Here is a 19616-nt window from a genome sequence, read left to right on the forward strand (position 1 = left end):
ATGCAGCTTCGCATCACCGGATTGACCGCCACCGCGATCGGCGCGGGCCTGTTCGCCCCCGGCATGGCGGCGGCGCAGACGCTCGACGTCAGCCTCACCATCCCGCGCCTCAGCGTCGCCGAATATCACCGGCCCTATGTCGCGATCTGGATCGAGAAGGAGGGCGCGCCCGCCAAGACCCTCGCCGTCTTCTACGACGACGACATGAAAGCGAATGAAGGCACCAAATGGCTGCGCGACATCCGCCAGTGGTGGCGTGTCTCCGGCCGCACGATGAAGTTCCCCGCAGCAGGCGTCACCGGCGCGACCAAGGCGCCCGGCACGCACAAACTCAGCTTCAAGCCGCAGCTAGCCCCCGGCAACTACACGCTGGTCGTCGAGGCCGCACGCGAAGTCGGCGGCCGCGAGCTGCTCCGCCTGCCCTTCTCGCTGCCCAAGGGCGATACCGCCCGCGCCGCCGGCACGTCCGAGCTCGGCGCCGTCACCCTCACCGTCAAGCGCTAACAAGGGGATAGCCTGATGAAGTTCCGCAACCTGCTGATCGCCGCCGCGGGCATTGCGATCACCGTTCCTGCCGCCGTCCAGGCCCACCGCCAGTGGATGCTCCCATCGATGACCGTCGTCTCGGGCGAAGGCGACGACGTCTGGGTCACGGTCGATGCCGCGGTCTCCAACGACCTCTTCTATTTCGAGCATCAGCCGATGCGCGCCGATGTCAGCGTGCTGCTGCCCGACGGCACGCCGGGTGAGGTCAAGAACAAGGCCACCGGCCGTTACCGCACCACCTTCGACGTGCAGATCGGCAAGCGCGGCACCTACAAAATCTTCTACGCGATCGACGGCGTTATGGGCACGTACAAGCTCAATGGCGAGGAGAAGCGGCTGCCCCGCGGCACCACAACCGCCAACCTGGCCGCGGCCATCCCCGCCGGCGCGACCGACGTGAAGACCACCGAGTCCAGCAACCGCAACGAGATCTTCGTGACCGCGGGCGAGCCGACCTCCACCGTGTTCAAGCCCACCGGCAAGGGTATCGAGCTGGTCCCGGTCACCCACCCCAACGACCTCGTTTCGGGCGAGCCCGCGACCTTCCAGTTCCTGCTCGACGGCAAGCCCGCTTCGGGGCTGCCCGTCACCGTCATCCCGGGCGGCATCCGCTACCGCAACCAGCTCAACCAGCAGGACCTCAAGACCGGCGCCGACGGCAAGGTCGTGGTGAAGTGGGGCGATCCCGGCATGTACTGGATCAACGTCACCACGCCGCGCCCCGCTGGCGAGGAAGGCGCAGCGCCCGCTCCCGGCGCCCGCCGCGCCAGCTATGTGACGACGCTCGAGGTAATGGCCCCCTGACCACCCTCAAGGCGCCCCGCGAACCCCGGATCATCATCCCGAACGAGATTTCGCCCGCAGCCTTCTACAGGCGGCGGGCGAATGCACGTGTGGAGACGTTCGGCGGCGAAACCATGGGCACCACCTGGTCCGCGAAGATCGTCGCCCCGCCCGCCGGCGTTCAGGCCGCGATCGAGAGCGTGCTCGCCACCATCATCGCCCAGATGAGCCATTGGGAGCCGACGTCACAGCTCAGCCGCATCAACAATTCCCCGCCCAACACCTGGCACCGCATCGGCCCCGAATTCGCACAGGTGATGACGATCGCGCTCGACATCGCCGAGAAGTCCGGCGGCGCATTCGATCCGGCGATGGGCGTGGCAGTCGATCTGTGGGGTTTCGGCCCGCCCGGGCCTAGAAGTGCTTTGGGCGCCGCCCTGCCCAGCGAAGCCGAGATCGAAGCCGCCCGCGCCCTATGTGGGTACGACGCGATCGACTTCGATCCCCTGCTCCTGCGCCTCCGCCTCACCCGCCCCGTCCGGCTCGACCTCTCGGGCATCGCCAAGGGCTATGCCGTCGATGCGGTCGCCGCCCGGCTGAAGGCCATGGGCTGCCTCGACTTCCTGGTCGAGATCGGCGGAGAGCTGGTCGGCGAAGGCATTCAGCCCGACGGCCAGCCTTGGTGGGTCGATGTCGAGACCCCGCCGGGCGTGGACGCCGAACCGTTGCGGATTGCGCTGCACGGGATGGCCGTGGCGACGTCGGGGGACTATTGGCGGAATTTCGTGGAGGGTGGCACGACCTACAGTCATACCCTCGATCCGCGTACCGGTCGGCCGGCGACTAACGGGATTGCTAGCGCCACCGCCCTCCATCGCGACTGCGCCCAGGCTGACGCCTGGGCGAGTGTCATGACTACCCTCGGGATATCTGAGGGAAAAACACTTGTCGCGCTAGAAGGAGTAACGACACACCTTCTAACGCGACAGTAGATCAACCGGATCTATAACAAAACTTTCAAAGAATACTTACACCAACTACATAAATTCATTAAGAAAATAGATCGCCTGATAAATAACAACCCCTATTTATCACTTGTAGAACAGGATCTACATATACTAACTGCATCGTCGCTCGGAAATTTCCCATATAAGAAATCCATGCGCACAATCAGCTTTCCACATTTCACGCAGAATCCAAATATGACTATAGCAGAGCACACTACCATTAGAGAAAATACGACATAAGTCAGAACAACACTATTGAAATACATTGATATAATCGCAAAAATCGGCGACAATACTATATATATTTTGGAAAACCACAACATATCAACAAATCCTGTAGAGCGGCCTGGTTGGACTTGACGTGTATTTAACTTGTTGATTTGCCCACAACCCAGCCTCTGCACCCCAACCCGTGGCAAGACCGCCAAATCTATCTGGCATTTGAAAGTTCTTAAAATTGTCAATAGGCTTACTAAAACTGTCACTTGGCTTAGTCATCGTGAGAGTCACAAGCGCGCCCCCTGTAATATTGGAAGAGATCGAAGTTCCCTCCTGCCTATCCCCAGGACCCGCCGACACTCCCAAGCCGCCGCCTGCGCCAACGCCTAATGCGCCCGTTGTAACAAACCGAAGCTGACCCGTACTAAGATCAAGAGAGCCACCGAACCCGGCACTCGCTCCGACAATCGGAGAGTACGCATCTCCACCAACTGTAGCTTCCAAGGGAGGCAGCGCGCAGATTGCATCCGTAACCACCGCTGAGAGACCGTCGAAAAGATCGCCCAGAAGCCGTTGCGTAACACTACGGCCGCCATCCTCACCGCCCGGCCAACTACGTACCCAACTCCAACCCGGTAGCCAGAACCCACCTTTACCAATTTTGACTTCACACTCGTCGGCATCGCTATAACCCTCGGGACATTGCGGCCACTCCGTTTTCAGCCCGAGCGGATCCACAAAATTAACCGGATCACCACCAACATACCCATACAGGTTCATCCCATCGCCGTACCCGATCGGGTCGGTCTGCATGAACCGCCCCAGCGCCGGATTGTAGATACGCGCCTTGTAGTAGTAAGCGCCAAGCTCCGGGATCCACGCCTGACCGGTATACTGGAACCGCCCGGTGTTGCCGCTCGCCGGGACGCCATATTCGTCATAGCTGTTGACGGCGATCCGATTGCCATTGGCGTCGGCGATCGCGATGATCGACCCCTGCTGGTCCGGGAACAGGTAGCGCGGCGCGCTGGTACCGGCGCCCACATATTCCACCAGCGGATTGTCCACGCCCAGCCCGTGGACATAGCGTTTGAGCATGCTGCCCGACCCGTCATATTCCGCGACCAGCGCAATACCGTCATACAGGAACTGCGTCGTGCCGGTGCTCGGACCATAGGTCTGCGCAAGCCGCCCCAGCGGGTCGTAGGTCAGCGTCACGCCGGCGCTGGTGCCCGTCAGCCGGTTCTCGATGTCATAAGTGTAGCTGGTCGTCCCGTCCGAGGTCAGGTTGCCGTTCGCGTCATGGGTCAGCGTCGCGCCGCCCGCACCGGTATATTGGTTGAGCCCGTTCACCGCATAGCTGCGGCTGACGTTCGCAAAGCCGGTGAACCGGTAATCGTCATTGTCCTGCGCACGCGTCGCGATCTGGCTGGCCGGATTGTGCGTGAGCGACGTGGTGACGTTCGCGCCGCTATTCGTGAACACATGCCCATGGCTCGACAGCCGCGAGACGCCGTCATAGGCAAAGTTGGTTCCGAACGTCCAATTCCACGCCGGGACGTTCAATCGCAGCAACGAAGCGACACGCCCCGCCGCGTCGTAAGTCGGGTAGAACAGCGGCGTCACATCATTGTGCTGCGCGAAATAGAGCTGGCCGTTGCTATGATAGTGATAGTCGAAATACTGGCCATCCGGATGGGTGATCCAGATTCGGTTACCATTGGCGTCATGGCCCTGGGTGAGCGTACGGCTTGTTCCGCCCATACTGGTGGTGCTCGAAGTCTGGCGTCCAAGCGCGTCCCATGCGCTCAGCACCGCATCGCTGCCCGACGCGGAATCGAACCGCGCTGCCGTCTGGAGTCCGCGCAGGTCATAGGCATAGTAGACCGGTCGCGCCCCGCCATCAGGATAGGTCCGGCTCGTCAGCCGGTCGAGCGCGTCATAGCCGTACGCGATCGACCGCCCGTCGCGCTTGCGCAGGCTGGTGACGTTCGAACCGGCATCATAGCCCAGCTCCTCATAGTCTGTGGTCGAGCTGGCGCTGGCTGTCGTGGGATCGGGATAGCGCGTCTTCTTGAGACGATCATGTCCGTCATATTCATAGGTCGTCTTGTTGCCCTTGCCGTCGGCAACAGTCGCAACCTGACCGTTGTCGGTGAACGTAACCACGGCTTCGTCCGCCTGATCGGCCGTACCCACCGCGCTTTCGGTGCGGATGACCCGGCCCGCGGCGTCATGATGGTTCTTGACGATACGATCCGGTCCGTTGCCGCCAGCCGTGCCGGGGGTGCAGGCTGAGGCAGGCAGCGATCCGAACGCCGCCGGGTTCATCCGCTGCGCTACGCATTCAGCCCGGCCGACCGTGTCGTAGCTCACCTGCGCAAGCTGATAGGTCGTCCCGCCCGCGGTCAGCTTCTGCTCGACCGGCCGGGCGTTGGCGTCATAGCCCGTCTCGACCGCCTGTATCGGCGCGAACGCCGCCCAGTCGCCGTCCGACTGGCTATCGACCGCGCCGGTCTCGCTCTTCGTGACCTGCCCCTTGGCGTTGTAGGTAGTGCGCGACGCCTGGTGCTTGTACGCGCCGGCGCCGTCCGGATCCGGCCCGACAACACCCACAACTTCGCGCACGGCGTTGTAGCGTACCCGCGTGGTGTCGGCTGTTCCCGCAAGCGGGCCATCCACCGTCAACAGGTTGCCCACCGCGTCATAGGTCATCGCCTGCGTCGCGCTCGGGCTGCCGTTACCCGCGCCGCTCGTTACCGATGCAGCGTTGAGATTGCTCCCATAGACGATCGCCGTCTTGCTCTCGTTCGCCGTGCCGATGCAGCCGGGCGCCGCTCCGGCAGCACATGCGGAGACCGAAGTCAGCTTGTAGATGCCGGTCGCACTCGAAGCACCGTTGGCGTCGAGCCGCGTATAGGCGTAACGGGTCTGCGGCCGGTCACCCCCTGACACCGGCGCCGCACCGGTAACGGTCAGCACCCCGCCATGCGTCGTGTCATAGGTGTAGTCGGTCGTGTTGCCACGCGCATCGGTCGTGCTCGACGGCTGGTTGCAGGTGATCGCGCTGGTGCACGATGCGGGATAGGCCGCGCTCGTCACGATGTCGTTGGCGCTGTCCCCCGCCTTGTCGCGCCGACGCGTCTCGGTCAGGTTGCCACGCGCATCATAGCCGAACTGAACGAAATTCAGCTCGGGCGCGATGACCTTGCTTGGACGATTACTGGCGTCATATTCATATTCGGTCACCTTCCCCAGTTCGTCCTGCGACCAGGTCATGCGGGATTTGGCGATGTCGAATTTGACCGTTCGCGCGGGGTTGCTGCCCTTGGTGACCGTCACCGTGCGGATGCCGGATGCATCCGAAAAACCATAGGCGGTCGTCACCCCGCGGTTGGTGACCGAACTCACCTTCCCGGACGTGTAGGCAACGGTGACATCGTCGCTCGCGCTGCCGGGAAACCGGATGCCCGTCACATCGCTTCCGGAAATCGTGAAACGGGTCGTTCGCCCTTCACTATCCGTATATTCGTGCGTTCCGCCAGCAGGGGTGGACACGGTGAGCTCCGGCCTGCCCGGAACGGAGCAGGACAAGGCGGACGGCAGACAGCTGTCGGTTAGCGTGTTGAGGCCGGACACCTTGGTGATACGCCCCCAGGAAACCATGTCCTGCGGATCGTCGCTCTCGTAGTTGAACTTGATGTGCCAGCCATTGTTGCTGGTTACAGCTGCCAGACGCCTGCCCAGACGCGTCACACCGCGTTCATTGGTCCAGCTGTCATCGTGATAGTGGAAAATAAGGCTCCGACCCGTCGGATATGCCAGACTGTCTATCCAGATACCTTGTGCAATGCCGAAGTTGTTCGGACGGAAGGCAAATGTAGCCACCGTTCCGTCTGCGCGAGTATAAGTAAACTGGGTTCCGGCAACGCTCGAGGTGAGCGTCGATCCATTTTGCTCAACCGGTGTGAACGTGCTGCCAGCCAAGGTAAACTGCTCCGAAGCGGAGCCGATCGCGACCGTGTATGTACTCCCCGAAACCGTAATCGAGCCCATCATGCTGTCGCGATACTTGTTGGCACGGATCTGCCGGATGTAGGTAAGGCCTGTCTCCTGGTCGCCAACGGTAAGCCCCGGACTGTTAGCCGTGAACGTGCCGGTCAGAAGATCGACGCCGTTCTCGTCGGGATACTGGCGGACCGGATAGGCAACGATGCTGGCCTCCTGAGCCAGCGCCGGCGCGGCGACCATGCCGGCCGCGAGCACGGTCGATGCTGCAAGCAGGGATTTGAGGCACGCGCGTCCACGCGCGCCGAACCTTGGGTTCGTCGTCATATATTACTCCAATCTTGAATCGTGGCTGGCGCGATCGCTCGCGACCCGGCCTCAGCTTCTGGCTGCTATGCGCGCCCGTTACGGCGCGCCGGTCACCGTCTTGTTGGTGCGGTTATCCGCCTTGTCGTAAGTGTAGTTGGACTGGACGTTGTTGTTCACCGTCCCGCTGTGTTTCGTCGCGACCAGCCGGCCGCGCGCGTCATAGCTATAGGTGACGGTCTCGCTCGCAGCCGCGACCGCGAGCCCCGTCAATGCGGCGATCGCAATCACCGCGCCGGTCCTGACGTTCTTCATGTTCCCACTCCGCCATTGAGGAACATTCTAGGAACATTTGAATTCCAACATTGCAAGCACAAATACTTACGGCGGGAATAGTCCTGCCGCGGCAGTGACTTGCCAGCATGTTGGATTATTCCAACACGACTTCATACGAGTCTGAGAATTTGTTGGATTCGCGGTGCCATGACGCAGTCGGGCGACGTTCGCGACTTTCCGGCATTGGAGACCGGCTCAGGCGTCCGCCCAGCGCCTCAGCAGGTTGTGATACACGCCGGTCAGCTCGATCACGCTGCGATCCTCCCCACCCAGCTGACCGCTCAACCGCTGCACGCTCCCGTCCAGGTCGAACAGGATGCGCCGCGCGCCATCGTCGCGGACCATCGATTGCAGCCAGAAGAAGCTCGCCACCCGCACGCCGCGCGTCACCGGCGTCACATGATGCAGGCTGGATGAGGGGTAGACCACCGCATGTCCGGCAGGCAGCTTCACCCGCTGCTCGCCGAAATGGTCCTCGACCACCAGCTCGCCGCCATCATAGGCGGCGGGATCCTCTAGAAAGACCGTAACCGACAGGTCGCTGCGGATCCGGAACTCGCTGCCGCGCCTGATGCGGATCGCATTGTCGACATGCGTGCCGAAGGTCTGGCCTTCGCCATAGCGGTTGAACAGCGGCGGAAAGACTTTCAGCGGCAACGCCGCGGCGAAGAACAGCGGCGAACGGCCGAGGGCATCAAGGATGATGCCCCCGGCCTCAAGCGCTGCCGGGCTTCCCTCCGGCAGCTGCTCGTTCTTCTTGGCCAGGGCCGACTGGTGGCCGGAGGTGACGTTGCCGTCGACCCAGTCGGCCGCATCGATGATCGCCCGCACCTTCGCCACCGTCTCGGCGTCCAACAGCTCGGGGATCGCGATCATCATGGCACTGGTCTAGCCTCAAGGGGTGGGAGCGGGCAACGGTCCGGGGGACAGGTGGACCGCACCCGCTCCTCCCCCTTGTTCAGAAGCTGTAGAACAGGCTCAGCACCGCCGACCGTCCTTCACCCGGCATCGCCCAGCCGCCCGTCACCGCACCGGAGGTGGTGTTGATGTTGTTGCGGATGTTGGTGAAATACTTCTCGTTGGTGAAGTTCTGGACGTTGAGCTGTGCGGTCAGGCCGTCGGTGATCGCGTAGGAAAGGAACGCGCGATGGACCAGATAGTCGTCCGACCGATACTGGTTGGGGTTGGCCAGCGTCGCATTGTTGAGCGCGAAGCTGCCCTGGTAAGTGAACCCATAGCCAAGCTCCAGGCCGAACGGCAGGCGATAGCTGGTGAACAGGCTGCCCGAATGCTTCGGCGTCTGGACGATGAAATTGCCGCGCTGCGGATCGCGATTGGCCGCGCTGTTACCGCACCCGGTCGCGCCCGGATTGGCGAGACAGAAGTTCGACGTCGCCTGAAGGATCTCGCCATCGAGATAGGTGTAGTTGGCGAAGATCTGCCACTCGGGCGTGATGAAGCCGCTTGCGCCGAGCGCGATGCCATCGACCCGCGACCGCCCGTCCAGCACCTGCAACGCGACCGGCTGTGCCGGATCGTTGGAGGCCACGCGGAAGTTGCTGCGCTCGTTGCGGAACGCCGCCGCGGTCAGCAGCAGCTTGCGGTTCATCAGCTCGATCTTCCCGCCGATCTCGTAGTTGCGCGCGGTTTCCGGCGCGACCGCACAGGGATCGGCCTGGTTCGCGCCGGCACCGATCACGCCGCAGCCGAGCCGCACCGTCGAAGACGAGGGCGTCTTGGAATTGGCGAATGCCGCATAGAGGCTGCTGTTCGCCGACGGCTTGAACACCGCGCCGATGCGGTAGGAGAACAGGCGCTCGTCGCTGCGCTGCGGTGCGGCCTGAAGCGCCGTCAGCGGCGTCGTGCCCGGCGGATAGGAAGCGAGCGGCACGTTGCGGAAGGTCGCATCGTTCCACTCCAGCCGCACGCCGCCGTTGAGTTCGAACATCGAACCGATCTCGAGCGTGTCGAACGCGTAGATCGCCTGATTCTTGGTGCTGGCACGCGAGCGCGCGGTCACCGTGTAATTGATCGGGCCGGTATAGATGCCGGTCGGATTGACGATGCTCTGCTGCGGCAGCACGACCTGCCGGCCCAGCGCGTCGCGCGTAAGCGACGCCGTCTCGATGCTATAGTCTTCCCAGGCGAAGGCAGCGCCGACCACCAGCGTGTTACGCAGCCGGTTTGCCTCGCCGGTCACGAACCGCAGATCGGTCTGGTTGTAGAAGAGCTGGTTCTCCTGGTCGCGCACGAACCCGCGCGGTCCCGAGGGCTGCCAGAAACCGGGCGCGATCGTCACGGTGAGCGGGTTGGCGGCGGTACGGAACACGCCAGCCGAATCGACGACGTTGGTGAATGACGTCGTGCAACCGATGCCGGTGGTCGCGGTGCCGTTGGCGGGTACCGGCTGCAGGCCGGTGCCGGCCAGGCAGAAGGTGCCCTGCGGCGCGCTGGTCTGGCTGTATTGGCCGACCCGCTGCCAGCGGGTGAGGTTGCGCACCGACAGGCCGTCGCTGAACTGGTGCCGGAACGTCGCGGTCAGCCGGTCGACCGTCGTTTCCTGCGTGTCGAGGTTGCGATAGCCATAATAGTCGCTGGTGTCGGATCCCGGCAGCGCGCCAGCGTTCAGCTGGTTGCGGAAGAACGGCACGCCATAGATCGGAATATTGTCGTCGCGCTGGTGGACGTAGGCGATCGTCAGGCTGGTCGGCCCCTCGATCCCCAGGGTGATCGACGGCGCGACGCCCCAGCGGCGATACTTCTCGAAGTCACGACCGGGATAGTCGTTGCGATGGTACATCGCGTTCAGGCGCACCGCGATCAGCTCGTTGACGCGCACATTGCTGTCGACCGCCGCACGATAATAGTCGTCGGTGCCGATCCCGGCCTGAAGGATGGTCAGGTCACTGGCCTGCGGCGTCTTGGACACCAGGTTGATCGTGCCGCCGACGCTGCCCGAACCGCCGAACACCGAATTGGCGCCGTTGACGATCTCGATCTGCTGGAGGTTGAACGGATCGGTGCGGCTGTACTGGGCGCTGTCGCGAACCCCGTCGACGGTGATGTCGTTGCTGCCCGAATAGCCGCGCAGGTTGATCGAATCGCCATAGCCGCCGCCGCCCTCGCCGGCGCCGAAGGTGATGCCCGGCACGGTGGCCAGCGCGTCGCGCAGCGTCAGCAGGTTCTGGCGGCGCAGCGTCTGGTCGCTGATCACCGTCACCGTCTGCGGCGTGTCGAGCAGCGGTGCGGTCGCCTTGGGGCTTTCCTGCTCCGGCGCCGTGTCCTGGCCGATCACGACCACATCGTCGCGCTGCTGGGCCGGGGTGTCCTCACCCGCCACCGGATCCGCGGCGTGCGCGGGCGCCGAGGCGATGAAGCCGACTGCGGCGAGCGCGAGGAAGGCGGGCGCAGCCTTGCGGCCGTCGGAAGTCGTGCGAGTCATATTGGCCCCTTTAGCCTTATGTATTTTGGGGCCAGCTATTGAGAGTCGTTCGCAGAGTCAACGAAGTTGCGAATCATTTTCATCAGTGTCGCAATTTTGTCGCAGCCCGAACAGCCAGCTGCGGATCGCGCTCGCCAGATTTGGGGGATCCTCCGCACCGATGCGCAGATGGTCGATCTGGGCAACGATCGCATTGATCGGCAGGCCGCGATGCGCTGCCGCAGCTTCGAGCGCAGCCCAGAAGACCGGCTCCAGGCTGATCGATGTCGGGTGCCCCGCGATAGTGATCGACCGCTTGACCGGCCCCTGAAACCCGCCGGGCGGGGCTTCGATCATGCGTCGATGTCGAACAGGGACGCCAGCTGCTCGATCATCGTGCCGGCCAGCTGGTCGGCATCCATGATCGTCACCGCGCGGCTGTAATAGCGCGTTACGTCATGGCCAATACCGATCGCGACTAGCCCGACCGGCGAGCGCTGCTCGATCCAGCCGATCACCTGCCGCAGATGCCGCTCCAGATACGACCCGCTATTCACCGACAGTGTCGAGTCGTCGACCGGCGCGCCGTCGCTGATCACCATCAGGATCTTGCGATCCTCCGGCCGTGCGATCAGCCGGTGATGCGCCCATAGCAGCGCCTCGCCGTCGATATTCTCCTTGAGCAGCCCCTCGCGCATCATCAGGCCGAGCGACTTTTTCGCCCGCCGCCACGGCTCGTCGGCCTGTTTGTAGACGATGTGGCGCACATCGTTGAGGCGCCCCGGCTGCGGGATCCGCCCCTCGGCGAGCCATTTCTCGCGGCTCTGTCCACCCTTCCACGCCTTGGTCGTGAAGCCGAGAATCTCGGTCTTGACCCCGACCCGCTCCAGGGTACGCGCAAGGATGTCGGCGCTGATCGCCGCGATCGAGATCGGCCGCCCGCGCATCGATCCCGAATTGTCGATCAGCAGCGTGACGACCGTGTCGCGGAACTTGGCGTCCTTTTCGACCTTGTAGCTCAGCGACTGCATCGGGTTGACCACCACGCGCGCCAGCCGCGCCGCGTCGAGCATCCCCTCGTCCTGATCGAAGTCCCAGCTGCGCGACTGCTGCGCCATCAACCGCCGCTGGAGCCGGTTGGCGAGCTTGGTGACCACGCCCTGCAAATGCAGCAGCTGCTGGTCGAGATAGGCGCGCAGCCGCTCCAGCTCCTCCTCGTCGCACAGCTCGGTCGCGGCGATCACCTCGTCATATTGCGTGGTGAAGGCCTTGTAGTCGAACTGCGGCGGCAGATCGGACCAGGGGCGATTGGGCCGGACGGGCATCATCCCTTCCTCGCCCTCGTCGCCCGGCTCGCCTTCGGCGTCGTCGAACTCGCCCTGCTCCTGCTCGCTTTCCTGGCCGTCCTCGGTCTCGGCTTCGTTCTGCTCGCCGCGCGCCTCGACCTCACCCTCGCCGGTCTCGCCGTCCTGCTCGCCGTCCTCGCCTTCGTCCTGTTCCTGCTCCTCGGCCCCTTCGTCCTCGCCGCCGCCCTCATCGGCTTCGTCGGGGACCAGATCACCCTCGGTCAGTTCGAGATCCTCAAGCAGGTCGCCGACCAGCTTGGCGAACGCCGCCTGATCGTCGATCGCCAGCGCCAGCGCATCCAGATCGGCGCCGCCCTTGTCCTCGATCCAGTCGCGCACCAGTGCAAGGCCCAGCGCAGCCTCGGCCGGCGCCTCGCGCCCGGTCAGCCGTTCGCGCACCATCAGCTGGATCGCGGTGGACAGCGGCACCTCGTCGCGCGTGCGCGCACGACTGATCGGATCGGACCGCATCCGCATATGCAGTGCATGATCCAGATTCTCGCCGATCCCCGCATAGCCACGCGATCCCAGTGCCTCGACCCGCGCCGTTTCCACCGCATCGAACACGGCGCGCGCAACTGCTTCCTTTGGCGCGCGCTTCTGGTGCAGCGCTGCGTCGTGCAGCCGCATGCGCAACGCGAAGCCGTCCGCAAAGCCGCGCGCCTCAGCGACCTGTTCGGGCGGCAAGTTGCGGCCCGGCATCGGCACCTTGATGTGCCGCCCCGACTGAGTGGGCGCGTCCGCGGTAAACGCCAGCTCGATCTCCGGCTCATTGGCAAGCGCGCGCGTCGCCCCGGTCAGGACCGACTTGAACTGGTCGAGGGGAGAGTCGGTGGCCATGGCGGCCGGCTTACGCCTTCCCCACCACGCTCTCGGGCAGATCCTTGCCGAACACGCGCTGGTAATATTCCGCCACCAGCGCCCGCTCCGCCTCATCGCACTTGTTCAGGAACGACAGGCGGAAGGCGAAGCCGACATCCTTGAATATCTCGGTATTCTGCGCCCAGGTGATCACCGTGCGCGGGCTCATCACGGTCGAGATATCGCCGTTGATGAAGCCGCGGCGCGTCAGGTCCGCGACGCGGACCATGTTCTCGACCAGCTCCTTGCCGCCCGGCTTGTCATAGTCGCCGCTCTTGGCGAGCACGATCTGCGCCTCGGTCGCGGCGGGCAGATAGTTGAGCGTGACGACGATGTTCCAGCGGTCCATCTGGCCCTGGTTGATCTGCTGCGTGCCGTGATACAGCCCGCTCGTATCGCCCAGGCCCACCGTGTTCGCGGTCGCAAACAGGCGGAAATAGGGGTTCGGGCGGATCACCCGGTTCTGGTCGAGCAGGGTCAGCTTGCCCTCGGTCTCCAGCACGCGCTGGATCACGAACATCACGTCGGGACGGCCTGCATCATATTCGTCGAAGACGAGCGCGGTCGGCGTCTGGATCGCCCAGGGCAGCAGCCCCTCGCGGAACTCGGTGACCTGCTGCCCGTCCTTGAGCACGATCGCATCGCGGCCGATCAGGTCGATACGGCTGATATGCGCGTCGAGGTTGATGCGGATGCACGGCCAGTTCAGGCGCGCCGCCACCTGTTCGATGTGCGACGACTTGCCGGTGCCGTGATAGCCCTGCACCATCACGCGGCGGTTGTGCGCGAAGCCCGCCAGGATCGCGAGCGTGGTGTCGGGATCGAACACATAAGCGGGGTCGAGATCGGGGACGCGCTCGTCCGCCTCGCTGAACGCCGGCACCTGCATGTCGATGTCGATCCCGAAGAGGTCGCGTACGCTTACCTGCTTGTCGGGCGCTTCGAGGATCGTGGTTTCCCGGCTGTCGGGCTGGGTGTTCGGGATGTCGGTCATGGCAGGGCCTTCGAAGAGTCGCCGCAGTCCCTAGCCCCCAGCGCGACCCCAAGTCGAGACACTTGTGCCGCGCCGCATCATTTCCGTGCCCGATCCGCCCGATCCTTCAGGCCCGATAGAGCCGCACCGGCGCCGTCGATCGCGCCAATACGCCCTTGGCCTCCTGATCGAGTTGAACCGCCTTGATCCACCACCCGGCCTTGTCGCCGCCCGGAAACAGATCCTCGGGCAGGCGCGACAGCACCGCCGCCTTGATCTCGCCCGGGGTCAGCCCCGGCGCTTCGGCGGGAAGCACGGCGAGCATCGCATCGCGCATCGCCGCGAACTTGCCTGCCTCGACCCGATAGGTCTTGCCGGGCTGAAGGACATTCTCGATCTCGATCCGTTCGGGCTTGGCCATCATGCGTCTCCAGGGGTTAGTTTCTCGGGCAGCGCGAACAGGTCGACGAACTGTTGCGCCTTGGCGCGGTCGCCGATCAGCTTCAGCCGCCCTTCGGCCTCGGATTCCTCGAACGGCCATTTGCCGTAGACGAGCGTGACGAAGCGGGTGGTGTCGGTCTCGAACACGACGTCCGCGTCATCGGCGCTGCCGGGGGTGATCGCCAGATCATGCCGGTCGAGCCTCCCCACGAACGACGCACCCGGAAAGCGGAAACCGATCGTCATCCGGATGTCCGGCCGGTTGGGATCGATCATCGTGCGCAACGACAGCATCGCCGAGACGGGCGAGAGCGGCAGTGTCGGATCATGCCGCGGCGAGCGCGTTGCCCAGCGCCCCGTCGCCTGGAAGATCGGCTCGCTCTCATAGCCCCAGGGCGTCAGCTCATAGACCTGCACATTGGCGGGCGGCGCCAGCTTGCGCCGCATGAGGACGCCGGCCTGTTCGAGGCTTTCGAGCCGCTGGGTCAGCACATTGGCGCTGATCCCGGTCAGGTCGGCCTTCAACTCTCCAAAGCGGCGCGGCCCCAGCATCAGCTCGCGCACGATCAGCATCGACCAGCGCTCGCCCAGAAACTCCAGCGCCAGCGCAGTGCCGCACGCATCGTCATACCAGCGCTTTTCCGCCACTTTTTCCTCTTTAGTCACTTTTTCTAACTTCATGGTTGCTTTTGATAACTCAAACGCGCATCAACATCAAGCAAGCGATTCGCGGCGCCCCCAATCGACGAATGAGCCGCCCCCGAATGGAGATGTCCGATGCGTAGCCTGTTCCGCGAATATCTGCCCGTCGCCCAAAGCATCGCAATCGGCGTTGCTGCGTTCTGCTTCACGGCGGTGGCGATGCTCGGCCACGGCGCCCTCAACGGCGCAGGCCCTTTCGCCTGACCGCACCGGCAGGTCGTTGATCGAAAAACATTGGCGGGTTCACCGCCGCGAGTCCGACATAGATTTCGAGAGGAAAATCACCATGACTCAGCTCACTACATGCATCTGGTATAATCACACCGCCGAGGAAGCCGCGAATTTCTACGCTTCCGTGCTGCCCGACAGCCGGGTCGTCGCGGTCCACCGGACCCCTTCCGATACCCCCTCGCAAAAGGCGGGTGAGGTGATCACCGTCGATTTCGAAGTGGCGGGGCAGAAGTTCATCGGCCTCAACGGCGGCCCGATCTTCCCCCAGACCGAAGCAGTCAGCTTCATGCTCTTCACCGAGGACCAGGAAGAAACCGACCGGCTTTGGAACGCGATCGTCGGCAATGGCGGCAAGGAGAGCGCCTGCGGCTGGTGCAAGGACAAATGGGGCGTCAACTGGCAGATCACGCCGCGCCGCCTGATGCAGCTGGTCTGGGAGAATCCCGACGCCGCCGCAAGCAAGCGCGCGATGGATGCGATGATGACGATGGGCAAGATCGACATCGCCACGGTCGAGGCCGCTGCCGCCGGCTCGCCGGTCAACGCCTGAGGAGCGGATTCCATGTCCTTCCAGGCCTATCTGAACACGATCGAGCAGAAGACCGGCAAGTCACCGGCCGACCTGCGGGCGATGGGCGCGGCCCGCGGCTGGACCGCTGGCGCGACCCTCGCCGAGAGGGTCAAGCCGATGGCGATCGTCGCCTCGCTCAAGGACGAGCTCGGGCTCGGCCATGGCCATGCGATGGCCGTGGTCGCCCTGCTCAAAGGGCTGAAGAAGGAGGGCGACGCGTGACGCTCCGCCTCCACTACCATCCCTTCGCGCAATATTGTCAGAAGGTGCTGATCGCGCTCTACGAGCATGATCTGCCGTTCGAGCCGGTTTTCGTTGATCTCGGCAATCCCGATCATCGCGCGGCGCTCGCCAGCGTCTGGCCCTTCACCAAATTCCCGGCGCTCGAGACCGGCGACGGCACGGTGCTGGGCGAGTCCGGCGTGATCGTCGAGTATCTCGATACGCTGGCGCCCGGCCGTACCCCGCTGGTGCCCGAAGACCGGCTCGCGGGGCTCGAGCCGCGCACGCTCGAACGGGTATTCGACAATTATGTCGCCGATCCGCTCACCCGGCTGGTGCTCGCCAGGCTGATGGGCAAGCCGTGCGACGAGGATGCCGACCGGGCGCTGATCGCCACCGCCTATGACTTCATCGAGGCACGACTGCCCGGCCGTACATGGGCCGCGGGCGCGGAGTTCAGTCTCGCCGACTGCGCCGCGGCGCCGTCGCTCTTCTACGCCAACCTGATGGTCCCGATCGGTGATCGCCCGTTGCTCGCCAGCCTGTTCGATCGACTGCGCGCCCGTCCCTCGGTCGCCCGCATGATCGATGAGGGCCGTCCCTATCGCCCCGGCACACCCTTTGAGTGGCCTGCGGGCTACTGAACAAGAAGAAGGAGAGAAGCATGTCAGCCACCCCGCAACCCGCCCAGCTCGAGATCACCGGTTTCAACTGGGTGCCCGATTTCGCCCGGGGCTTCGTTCGCGACCTTCGCCCGCGCTGGGCGTGCGAGGAGATCGGCCTTCCCTATTCGATGCGGCTGCTCAACGCCGCCGGACCGCGTCCCGAGGCCTATTACAAGGAACAGCCCTGGGGCCAAGTGCCGGCGATGGTCGATCAGGGCAGCGACCTCAACCTGTTCGAAAGCGGCGCGATCCTGCTCCATCTCGGCGAGAAGGACGAACGCCTCCTGCCCCGTGATCCGCAGGCGCGCGCGACCGCGATCAGCTGGCTGTTCGCCGCGTACAACAGCGTCGAGCCGACAGCCTTCGAACTCTCGAATATCGAGATTTTCTCGGCCGGCGAGCAATGGGCGGAACTTCGTCGCCCCAGCCTCATTGAATTCGCGGGCCAGCGGCTTGATCGGCTCGCCACGGCGATCGACGGGCGCGAATGGCTCGCGGGTCAGTTCAGCATCGCCGATATCGCGATGGCGACCGTGCTGCGCGATATCGAGGGCAGCGGCCTGCTGGAAGAGCGCCCCGTCCTGATGGCGTATCTGGAGCGCGCCATCAGCCGTCCGGCGTTCAAGGCCGCGCTCGCGGCGCAGCTCGCCGATTTCAAGCCGTCCCCCGCTGCCGCGGCCTGAATTGAAACCTACGTCCCCAAGGAGAGAGAAGATGACCTTTGTTGAAGGATTCCTCACCCCCGTCCCCACCGCCAACAAGGACGAGTACAAGAAGCATGCCGAGGGCGCGGTGGCATTGTTCACCAATCTCGGCGCCACCCGCTTCGTCGAAGCCTGGGGCGACGACGTACCCGACGGCAAGACCAACGACCTCAAAAAGGCCGTCGATCTCAAGGATGACGAGACCGTGCTGTTCAGCTGGCTCGAATATCCCGACAAGGCGACGCGCGATGCCGCCAACGCCAAGATGATGAGCGATCCCGCCACCGCCGAGCAGATGAAGGACATGCCGTTCGACGGCAGCCGCATGATCTTCGCCGGGTTCGACTCCTTCGTCGATGTCGGCAACGGCGACGGCACCGGCTATGTCGACGGCTATGTCCTCCCTGTCCCGGAGGCGAACCGCGACGCCTATAGGGACATGGCGACCAAGGCTGCCGCCGTGTTCCAGGACTATGGCGCACTGCGCGTGGTCGAGGCCTGGGGGGAGGAAATCCCCGACGGCCAGAAGACCGACTATAACCGCGCCACGCTGCGCAAGGACGGCGAGCGCGTCGTCTACAGCTGGGTCGAATGGCCCAGCAAGGAAGCGCGCGACACCGCCTGGCCCAAGCTGATGGAAGATGAGCGGATGAAGCCGGACTTCGAGAATATGCCGTTCGACGGCCAGCGGATGATGTGGGGCGGCTTCGCGCCGATCCTCGACACCAAGGCCTGAGCCCCCGCGCGGGGCGGTGCCGGATCCCTTGCCCAGTGCCGCCCCGCCACGTTCTTCGAGGAGCCACGCGATGAGCAACCCGAACGGAAGCTGGATCTGGTACGAGCTGTTGACCACCGATGCCGATGCGGCGATCGATTTCTACCGTCAGATCGTCGGCTGGACTCCGAGCAAATTCCCTGGCGGAACAATCGACTACACTATCATGTCGGCAGGCGAGGAGGGTGTCGGCGGGATCATGAAGAACCCCGCCCCGACCCCGTCCGCCTGGCTCGGCTATGTCGGCGTCGACGATGTCGATGCGACCGTCGCGGCGGTCGAGTCGCTGGGCGGCAAGGTCCATGTGCCGCCGATGGATCTCCCGGGCGTCGGCCGCATGTCGATGGTTCAGGATCCTCAGGGCGCCCATTTCTACGTCATGCGCGGTGCCTCGCCCGAGGCGAGCAAGGCCTTTGGCCGAACCGAGCTGGGCAAGGCGAGCTGGAACGAGCTCCAGACCACCGACGATACCGCCGCGCTCGATTTCTACGGCACGCTGTTCGGCTGGAAAACCGATGGCGCGATGCCGATGCCCTGGGGCGACTACACCTTCCTTAAGGGCGGCGGCAGCGACGCAATGTGGGGCGCCGTGATGCCGCGCGAGAAGGCGGAGCATCCGGTCGCATGGAGCTTCTACTTCCGCGTCCCCGATATCGACGCCGCCTATGCCAAGGTGAAGGAACTGGGCGGTAACCCGGTGATGGAACCGATGGAGGTCCCCGGCGGCGAACGCGTCTTCTTCGCCATCGACCCCCAGGGCGCCGGCTTCGGCCTCGTCGCCCCCAAGTAGCACGGTAATTAGCCCCTCCCCTTCAGGGGAGGGGTTGGGGTGGAGGATTTCTCGCCGAGACAATCATCCGTGGAAGCGGCTCCGCCGCCCGCTACCTTGACAAAATCTCCTATTGTGATAGTAGGAGATTAGATGCGCGAAGCGGATACCGTCCCCGCCTCAACCGCCGGACACCCGGTCTGGCAACGGATTTCCAGTTACCAGTTCGGCCCTCTCGAAGCCTCGCTCCCCTTCAGTGCACGGCTTGCACGCGACAATGGCTGGAGCGCCGCGAAGACCGAGCGCGTGATCGAGGAATATCGCCGCTTCGCCTTCCTCGCCGCAACCGGCGAAACCCAGGTCACCCCATCCGACGCGGTCGATCAGGTCTGGCACCTCCACCTCACCTACACCCGCGATTATTGGGAGCGCTTCTGCCCCGACGTGCTGGGCAAGCCGCTCCACCACGGCCCCACCGCAGGCGGGCCCGACGAGCGCAATCGCTTCTTCGCCCAATATGCCGATACGCTCGCCCGCTATCAGGCAGCGTTCGGCGCCCTGCCCCCTTCCGATATCTGGCCATCGGCCGCGCAGCGGCTGCTGGACGATCCCCGCGCGCGGCGGGTGCATCCGCGCGACGCGATCCTCCTTTCACGCCCGCAGGCCGCGCTGATCCTGCTGGCGTTTATCGGACTTGTCGCGCTCGCGCTCTTTCTGGGAGTGACCTGAT

At 64.2% G+C, this 19616-nt stretch carries 20 protein-coding genes; 11 read left to right on the top strand and 9 right to left on the bottom strand.

Annotation, left to right across the window (positions count from 1 at the left end; genetic code table 11):
- From AC07TU_RS18670 to AC07TU_RS18680, 3 genes are all read left to right on the top strand, one after another.
- On the top strand, positions 1 to 504 hold the full coding sequence (locus AC07TU_RS18670) for a DUF2271 domain-containing protein (protein WP_495189435.1): 504 nt from the start codon (positions 1 to 3) through the stop codon (positions 502 to 504).
- Positions 505 to 519: 15 nt separating this feature from the next.
- Complete coding sequence (locus AC07TU_RS18675) at positions 520 to 1350, top strand: DUF4198 domain-containing protein (RefSeq protein ID WP_495189436.1); 831 nt, start codon at positions 520 to 522, stop codon at positions 1348 to 1350.
- An 89-nt stretch (positions 1351 to 1439) separates the two neighbouring features.
- Positions 1440 to 2321, top strand: coding sequence for an FAD:protein FMN transferase (locus tag AC07TU_RS18680; protein ID WP_495189437.1), 882 nt, complete (start codon positions 1440 to 1442; stop codon positions 2319 to 2321).
- Between the two features lie 339 nt (positions 2322 to 2660).
- On the opposite strand, the gene AC07TU_RS18685 is transcribed toward AC07TU_RS18680, so the two are convergent.
- The 9 genes from AC07TU_RS18685 to AC07TU_RS18725 form a co-directional block, all read right to left on the bottom strand.
- Positions 2661 to 6890, bottom strand: coding sequence for an RHS repeat-associated core domain-containing protein (locus tag AC07TU_RS18685; RefSeq protein WP_495189438.1), 4230 nt, complete (start codon positions 6888 to 6890; stop codon positions 2661 to 2663).
- Between the two features lie 78 nt (positions 6891 to 6968).
- Positions 6969 to 7184, bottom strand: a complete 216-nt coding sequence (locus tag AC07TU_RS18690; protein WP_495189439.1) for a hypothetical protein — start codon at positions 7182 to 7184, stop codon at positions 6969 to 6971.
- Between the two features lie 216 nt (positions 7185 to 7400).
- A complete protein-coding gene (locus AC07TU_RS18695) occupies positions 7401 to 8084 on the bottom strand; it encodes a Fe2+-dependent dioxygenase (RefSeq protein WP_495189440.1) in 684 nt (227 codons plus the stop codon).
- Positions 8085 to 8163: 79 nt separating this feature from the next.
- Positions 8164 to 10647 carry a TonB-dependent receptor gene (locus tag AC07TU_RS18700; protein ID WP_495189441.1) on the bottom strand — a complete coding sequence of 828 codons (2484 nt, stop codon included), beginning with the start codon at positions 10645 to 10647 and terminating at the stop codon, positions 8164 to 8166.
- Between the two features lie 57 nt (positions 10648 to 10704).
- A complete protein-coding gene (locus AC07TU_RS18705; protein ID WP_495189442.1) occupies positions 10705 to 10983 on the bottom strand; it encodes a ribbon-helix-helix domain-containing protein in 279 nt (92 codons plus the stop codon).
- Entirely contained in the window at positions 10980 to 12812 is a 1833-nt protein-coding gene (gene cobT, locus AC07TU_RS18710; RefSeq protein WP_495189443.1) for a cobaltochelatase subunit CobT, read from the bottom strand. The genes AC07TU_RS18705 and cobT overlap by 4 nt, the downstream gene beginning before the upstream one ends.
- Positions 12813 to 12822: 10 nt before the next feature.
- The gene (cobS, locus tag AC07TU_RS18715; RefSeq protein ID WP_495189444.1) at positions 12823 to 13827 is read right to left on the bottom strand and encodes a cobaltochelatase subunit CobS; all 1005 of its coding nucleotides are present in this window, start codon (positions 13825 to 13827) and stop codon (positions 12823 to 12825) included.
- Positions 13828 to 13933: 106 nt separating this feature from the next.
- Complete coding sequence (locus AC07TU_RS18720) at positions 13934 to 14227, bottom strand: DUF6958 family protein (protein WP_495189445.1); 294 nt, start codon at positions 14225 to 14227, stop codon at positions 13934 to 13936.
- The gene (locus tag AC07TU_RS18725; protein WP_495189446.1) at positions 14227 to 14928 is read right to left on the bottom strand and encodes a winged helix-turn-helix transcriptional regulator; all 702 of its coding nucleotides are present in this window, start codon (positions 14926 to 14928) and stop codon (positions 14227 to 14229) included. The genes AC07TU_RS18720 and AC07TU_RS18725 overlap by 1 nt, the downstream gene beginning before the upstream one ends.
- 96 nt (positions 14929 to 15024) lie before the next feature.
- Here AC07TU_RS18725 and AC07TU_RS18730 point away from each other — a divergent pair, with 96 nt between their 5' ends.
- From AC07TU_RS18730 to AC07TU_RS18765, 8 genes are all read left to right on the top strand, one after another.
- Entirely contained in the window at positions 15025 to 15153 is a 129-nt protein-coding gene (locus AC07TU_RS18730) for a hypothetical protein (RefSeq protein ID WP_495189447.1), read from the top strand.
- Positions 15154 to 15235: 82 nt separating this feature from the next.
- Positions 15236 to 15730, top strand: a complete 495-nt coding sequence (locus AC07TU_RS18735) for a VOC family protein (protein ID WP_495189448.1) — start codon at positions 15236 to 15238, stop codon at positions 15728 to 15730.
- Between the two features lie 12 nt (positions 15731 to 15742).
- On the top strand, positions 15743 to 15973 hold the full coding sequence (locus AC07TU_RS18740) for a DUF4287 domain-containing protein (RefSeq protein ID WP_495189449.1): 231 nt from the start codon (positions 15743 to 15745) through the stop codon (positions 15971 to 15973).
- Positions 15970 to 16617 carry a glutathione S-transferase family protein gene (locus AC07TU_RS18745; protein WP_495189450.1) on the top strand — a complete coding sequence of 216 codons (648 nt, stop codon included), beginning with the start codon at positions 15970 to 15972 and terminating at the stop codon, positions 16615 to 16617. Before AC07TU_RS18740 ends, AC07TU_RS18745 begins: the two co-directional genes overlap by 4 nt.
- A gap of 20 nt (positions 16618 to 16637) precedes the next feature.
- Positions 16638 to 17321: a glutathione S-transferase family protein gene (locus AC07TU_RS18750; RefSeq protein WP_495189451.1), complete on the top strand. Its 684-nt coding sequence runs from the start codon at positions 16638 to 16640 to the stop codon at positions 17319 to 17321.
- A 31-nt stretch (positions 17322 to 17352) separates the two neighbouring features.
- The gene (locus AC07TU_RS18755) at positions 17353 to 18078 is read left to right on the top strand and encodes a DUF1428 domain-containing protein (protein WP_495189452.1); all 726 of its coding nucleotides are present in this window, start codon (positions 17353 to 17355) and stop codon (positions 18076 to 18078) included.
- Positions 18079 to 18148: 70 nt separating this feature from the next.
- Positions 18149 to 18907 (top strand): VOC family protein, encoded by a 759-nt coding sequence (locus AC07TU_RS18760; RefSeq protein ID WP_495189453.1) that lies wholly within the window; start codon positions 18149 to 18151, stop codon positions 18905 to 18907.
- A 132-nt stretch (positions 18908 to 19039) separates the two neighbouring features.
- Positions 19040 to 19615 (top strand): glycine-rich domain-containing protein, encoded by a 576-nt coding sequence (locus AC07TU_RS18765; protein WP_495189454.1) that lies wholly within the window; start codon positions 19040 to 19042, stop codon positions 19613 to 19615.
- Position 19616 lies beyond the last annotated feature (1 nt).

The sequence above is a fragment of the Sphingomonas sp. GW821-FHT03E12 genome, from assembly GCF_059420685.1.

Bases quoted from the DNA above. Each gene is read 5' to 3' on its own strand.
- AC07TU_RS18670 (WP_495189435.1), top strand. From the start codon at position 1: ATGCAGCTTCGCATCACCGGATTGACCGCCACCGCGATCGGCGCGGGC.
- AC07TU_RS18675 (WP_495189436.1), top strand. From the start codon at position 520: ATGAAGTTCCGCAACCTGCTGATCGCCGCCGCGGGCATTGCGATCACC.
- AC07TU_RS18685 (WP_495189438.1), bottom strand. From the start codon at position 6,890: ATGACGACGAACCCAAGGTTCGGCGCGCGTGGACGCGCGTGCCTCAAA.
- AC07TU_RS18690 (WP_495189439.1), bottom strand. From the start codon at position 7,184: ATGAAGAACGTCAGGACCGGCGCGGTGATTGCGATCGCCGCATTGACG.
- AC07TU_RS18695 (WP_495189440.1), bottom strand. From the start codon at position 8,084: ATGATGATCGCGATCCCCGAGCTGTTGGACGCCGAGACGGTGGCGAAG.
- AC07TU_RS18700 (WP_495189441.1), bottom strand. From the start codon at position 10,647: ATGACTCGCACGACTTCCGACGGCCGCAAGGCTGCGCCCGCCTTCCTC.
- AC07TU_RS18705 (WP_495189442.1), bottom strand. From the start codon at position 10,983: ATGATCGAAGCCCCGCCCGGCGGGTTTCAGGGGCCGGTCAAGCGGTCG.
- cobT (WP_495189443.1), bottom strand. From the start codon at position 12,812: ATGGCCACCGACTCTCCCCTCGACCAGTTCAAGTCGGTCCTGACCGGG.
- cobS (WP_495189444.1), bottom strand. From the start codon at position 13,827: ATGACCGACATCCCGAACACCCAGCCCGACAGCCGGGAAACCACGATC.
- AC07TU_RS18720 (WP_495189445.1), bottom strand. From the start codon at position 14,227: ATGGCCAAGCCCGAACGGATCGAGATCGAGAATGTCCTTCAGCCCGGC.
- AC07TU_RS18725 (WP_495189446.1), bottom strand. From the start codon at position 14,928: ATGAAGTTAGAAAAAGTGACTAAAGAGGAAAAAGTGGCGGAAAAGCGC.
- AC07TU_RS18730 (WP_495189447.1), top strand. From the start codon at position 15,025: ATGCGTAGCCTGTTCCGCGAATATCTGCCCGTCGCCCAAAGCATCGCA.
- AC07TU_RS18735 (WP_495189448.1), top strand. From the start codon at position 15,236: ATGACTCAGCTCACTACATGCATCTGGTATAATCACACCGCCGAGGAA.
- AC07TU_RS18740 (WP_495189449.1), top strand. From the start codon at position 15,743: ATGTCCTTCCAGGCCTATCTGAACACGATCGAGCAGAAGACCGGCAAG.
- AC07TU_RS18750 (WP_495189451.1), top strand. From the start codon at position 16,638: ATGTCAGCCACCCCGCAACCCGCCCAGCTCGAGATCACCGGTTTCAAC.
- AC07TU_RS18755 (WP_495189452.1), top strand. From the start codon at position 17,353: ATGACCTTTGTTGAAGGATTCCTCACCCCCGTCCCCACCGCCAACAAG.
- AC07TU_RS18760 (WP_495189453.1), top strand. From the start codon at position 18,149: ATGAGCAACCCGAACGGAAGCTGGATCTGGTACGAGCTGTTGACCACC.
- AC07TU_RS18765 (WP_495189454.1), top strand. From the start codon at position 19,040: ATGCGCGAAGCGGATACCGTCCCCGCCTCAACCGCCGGACACCCGGTC.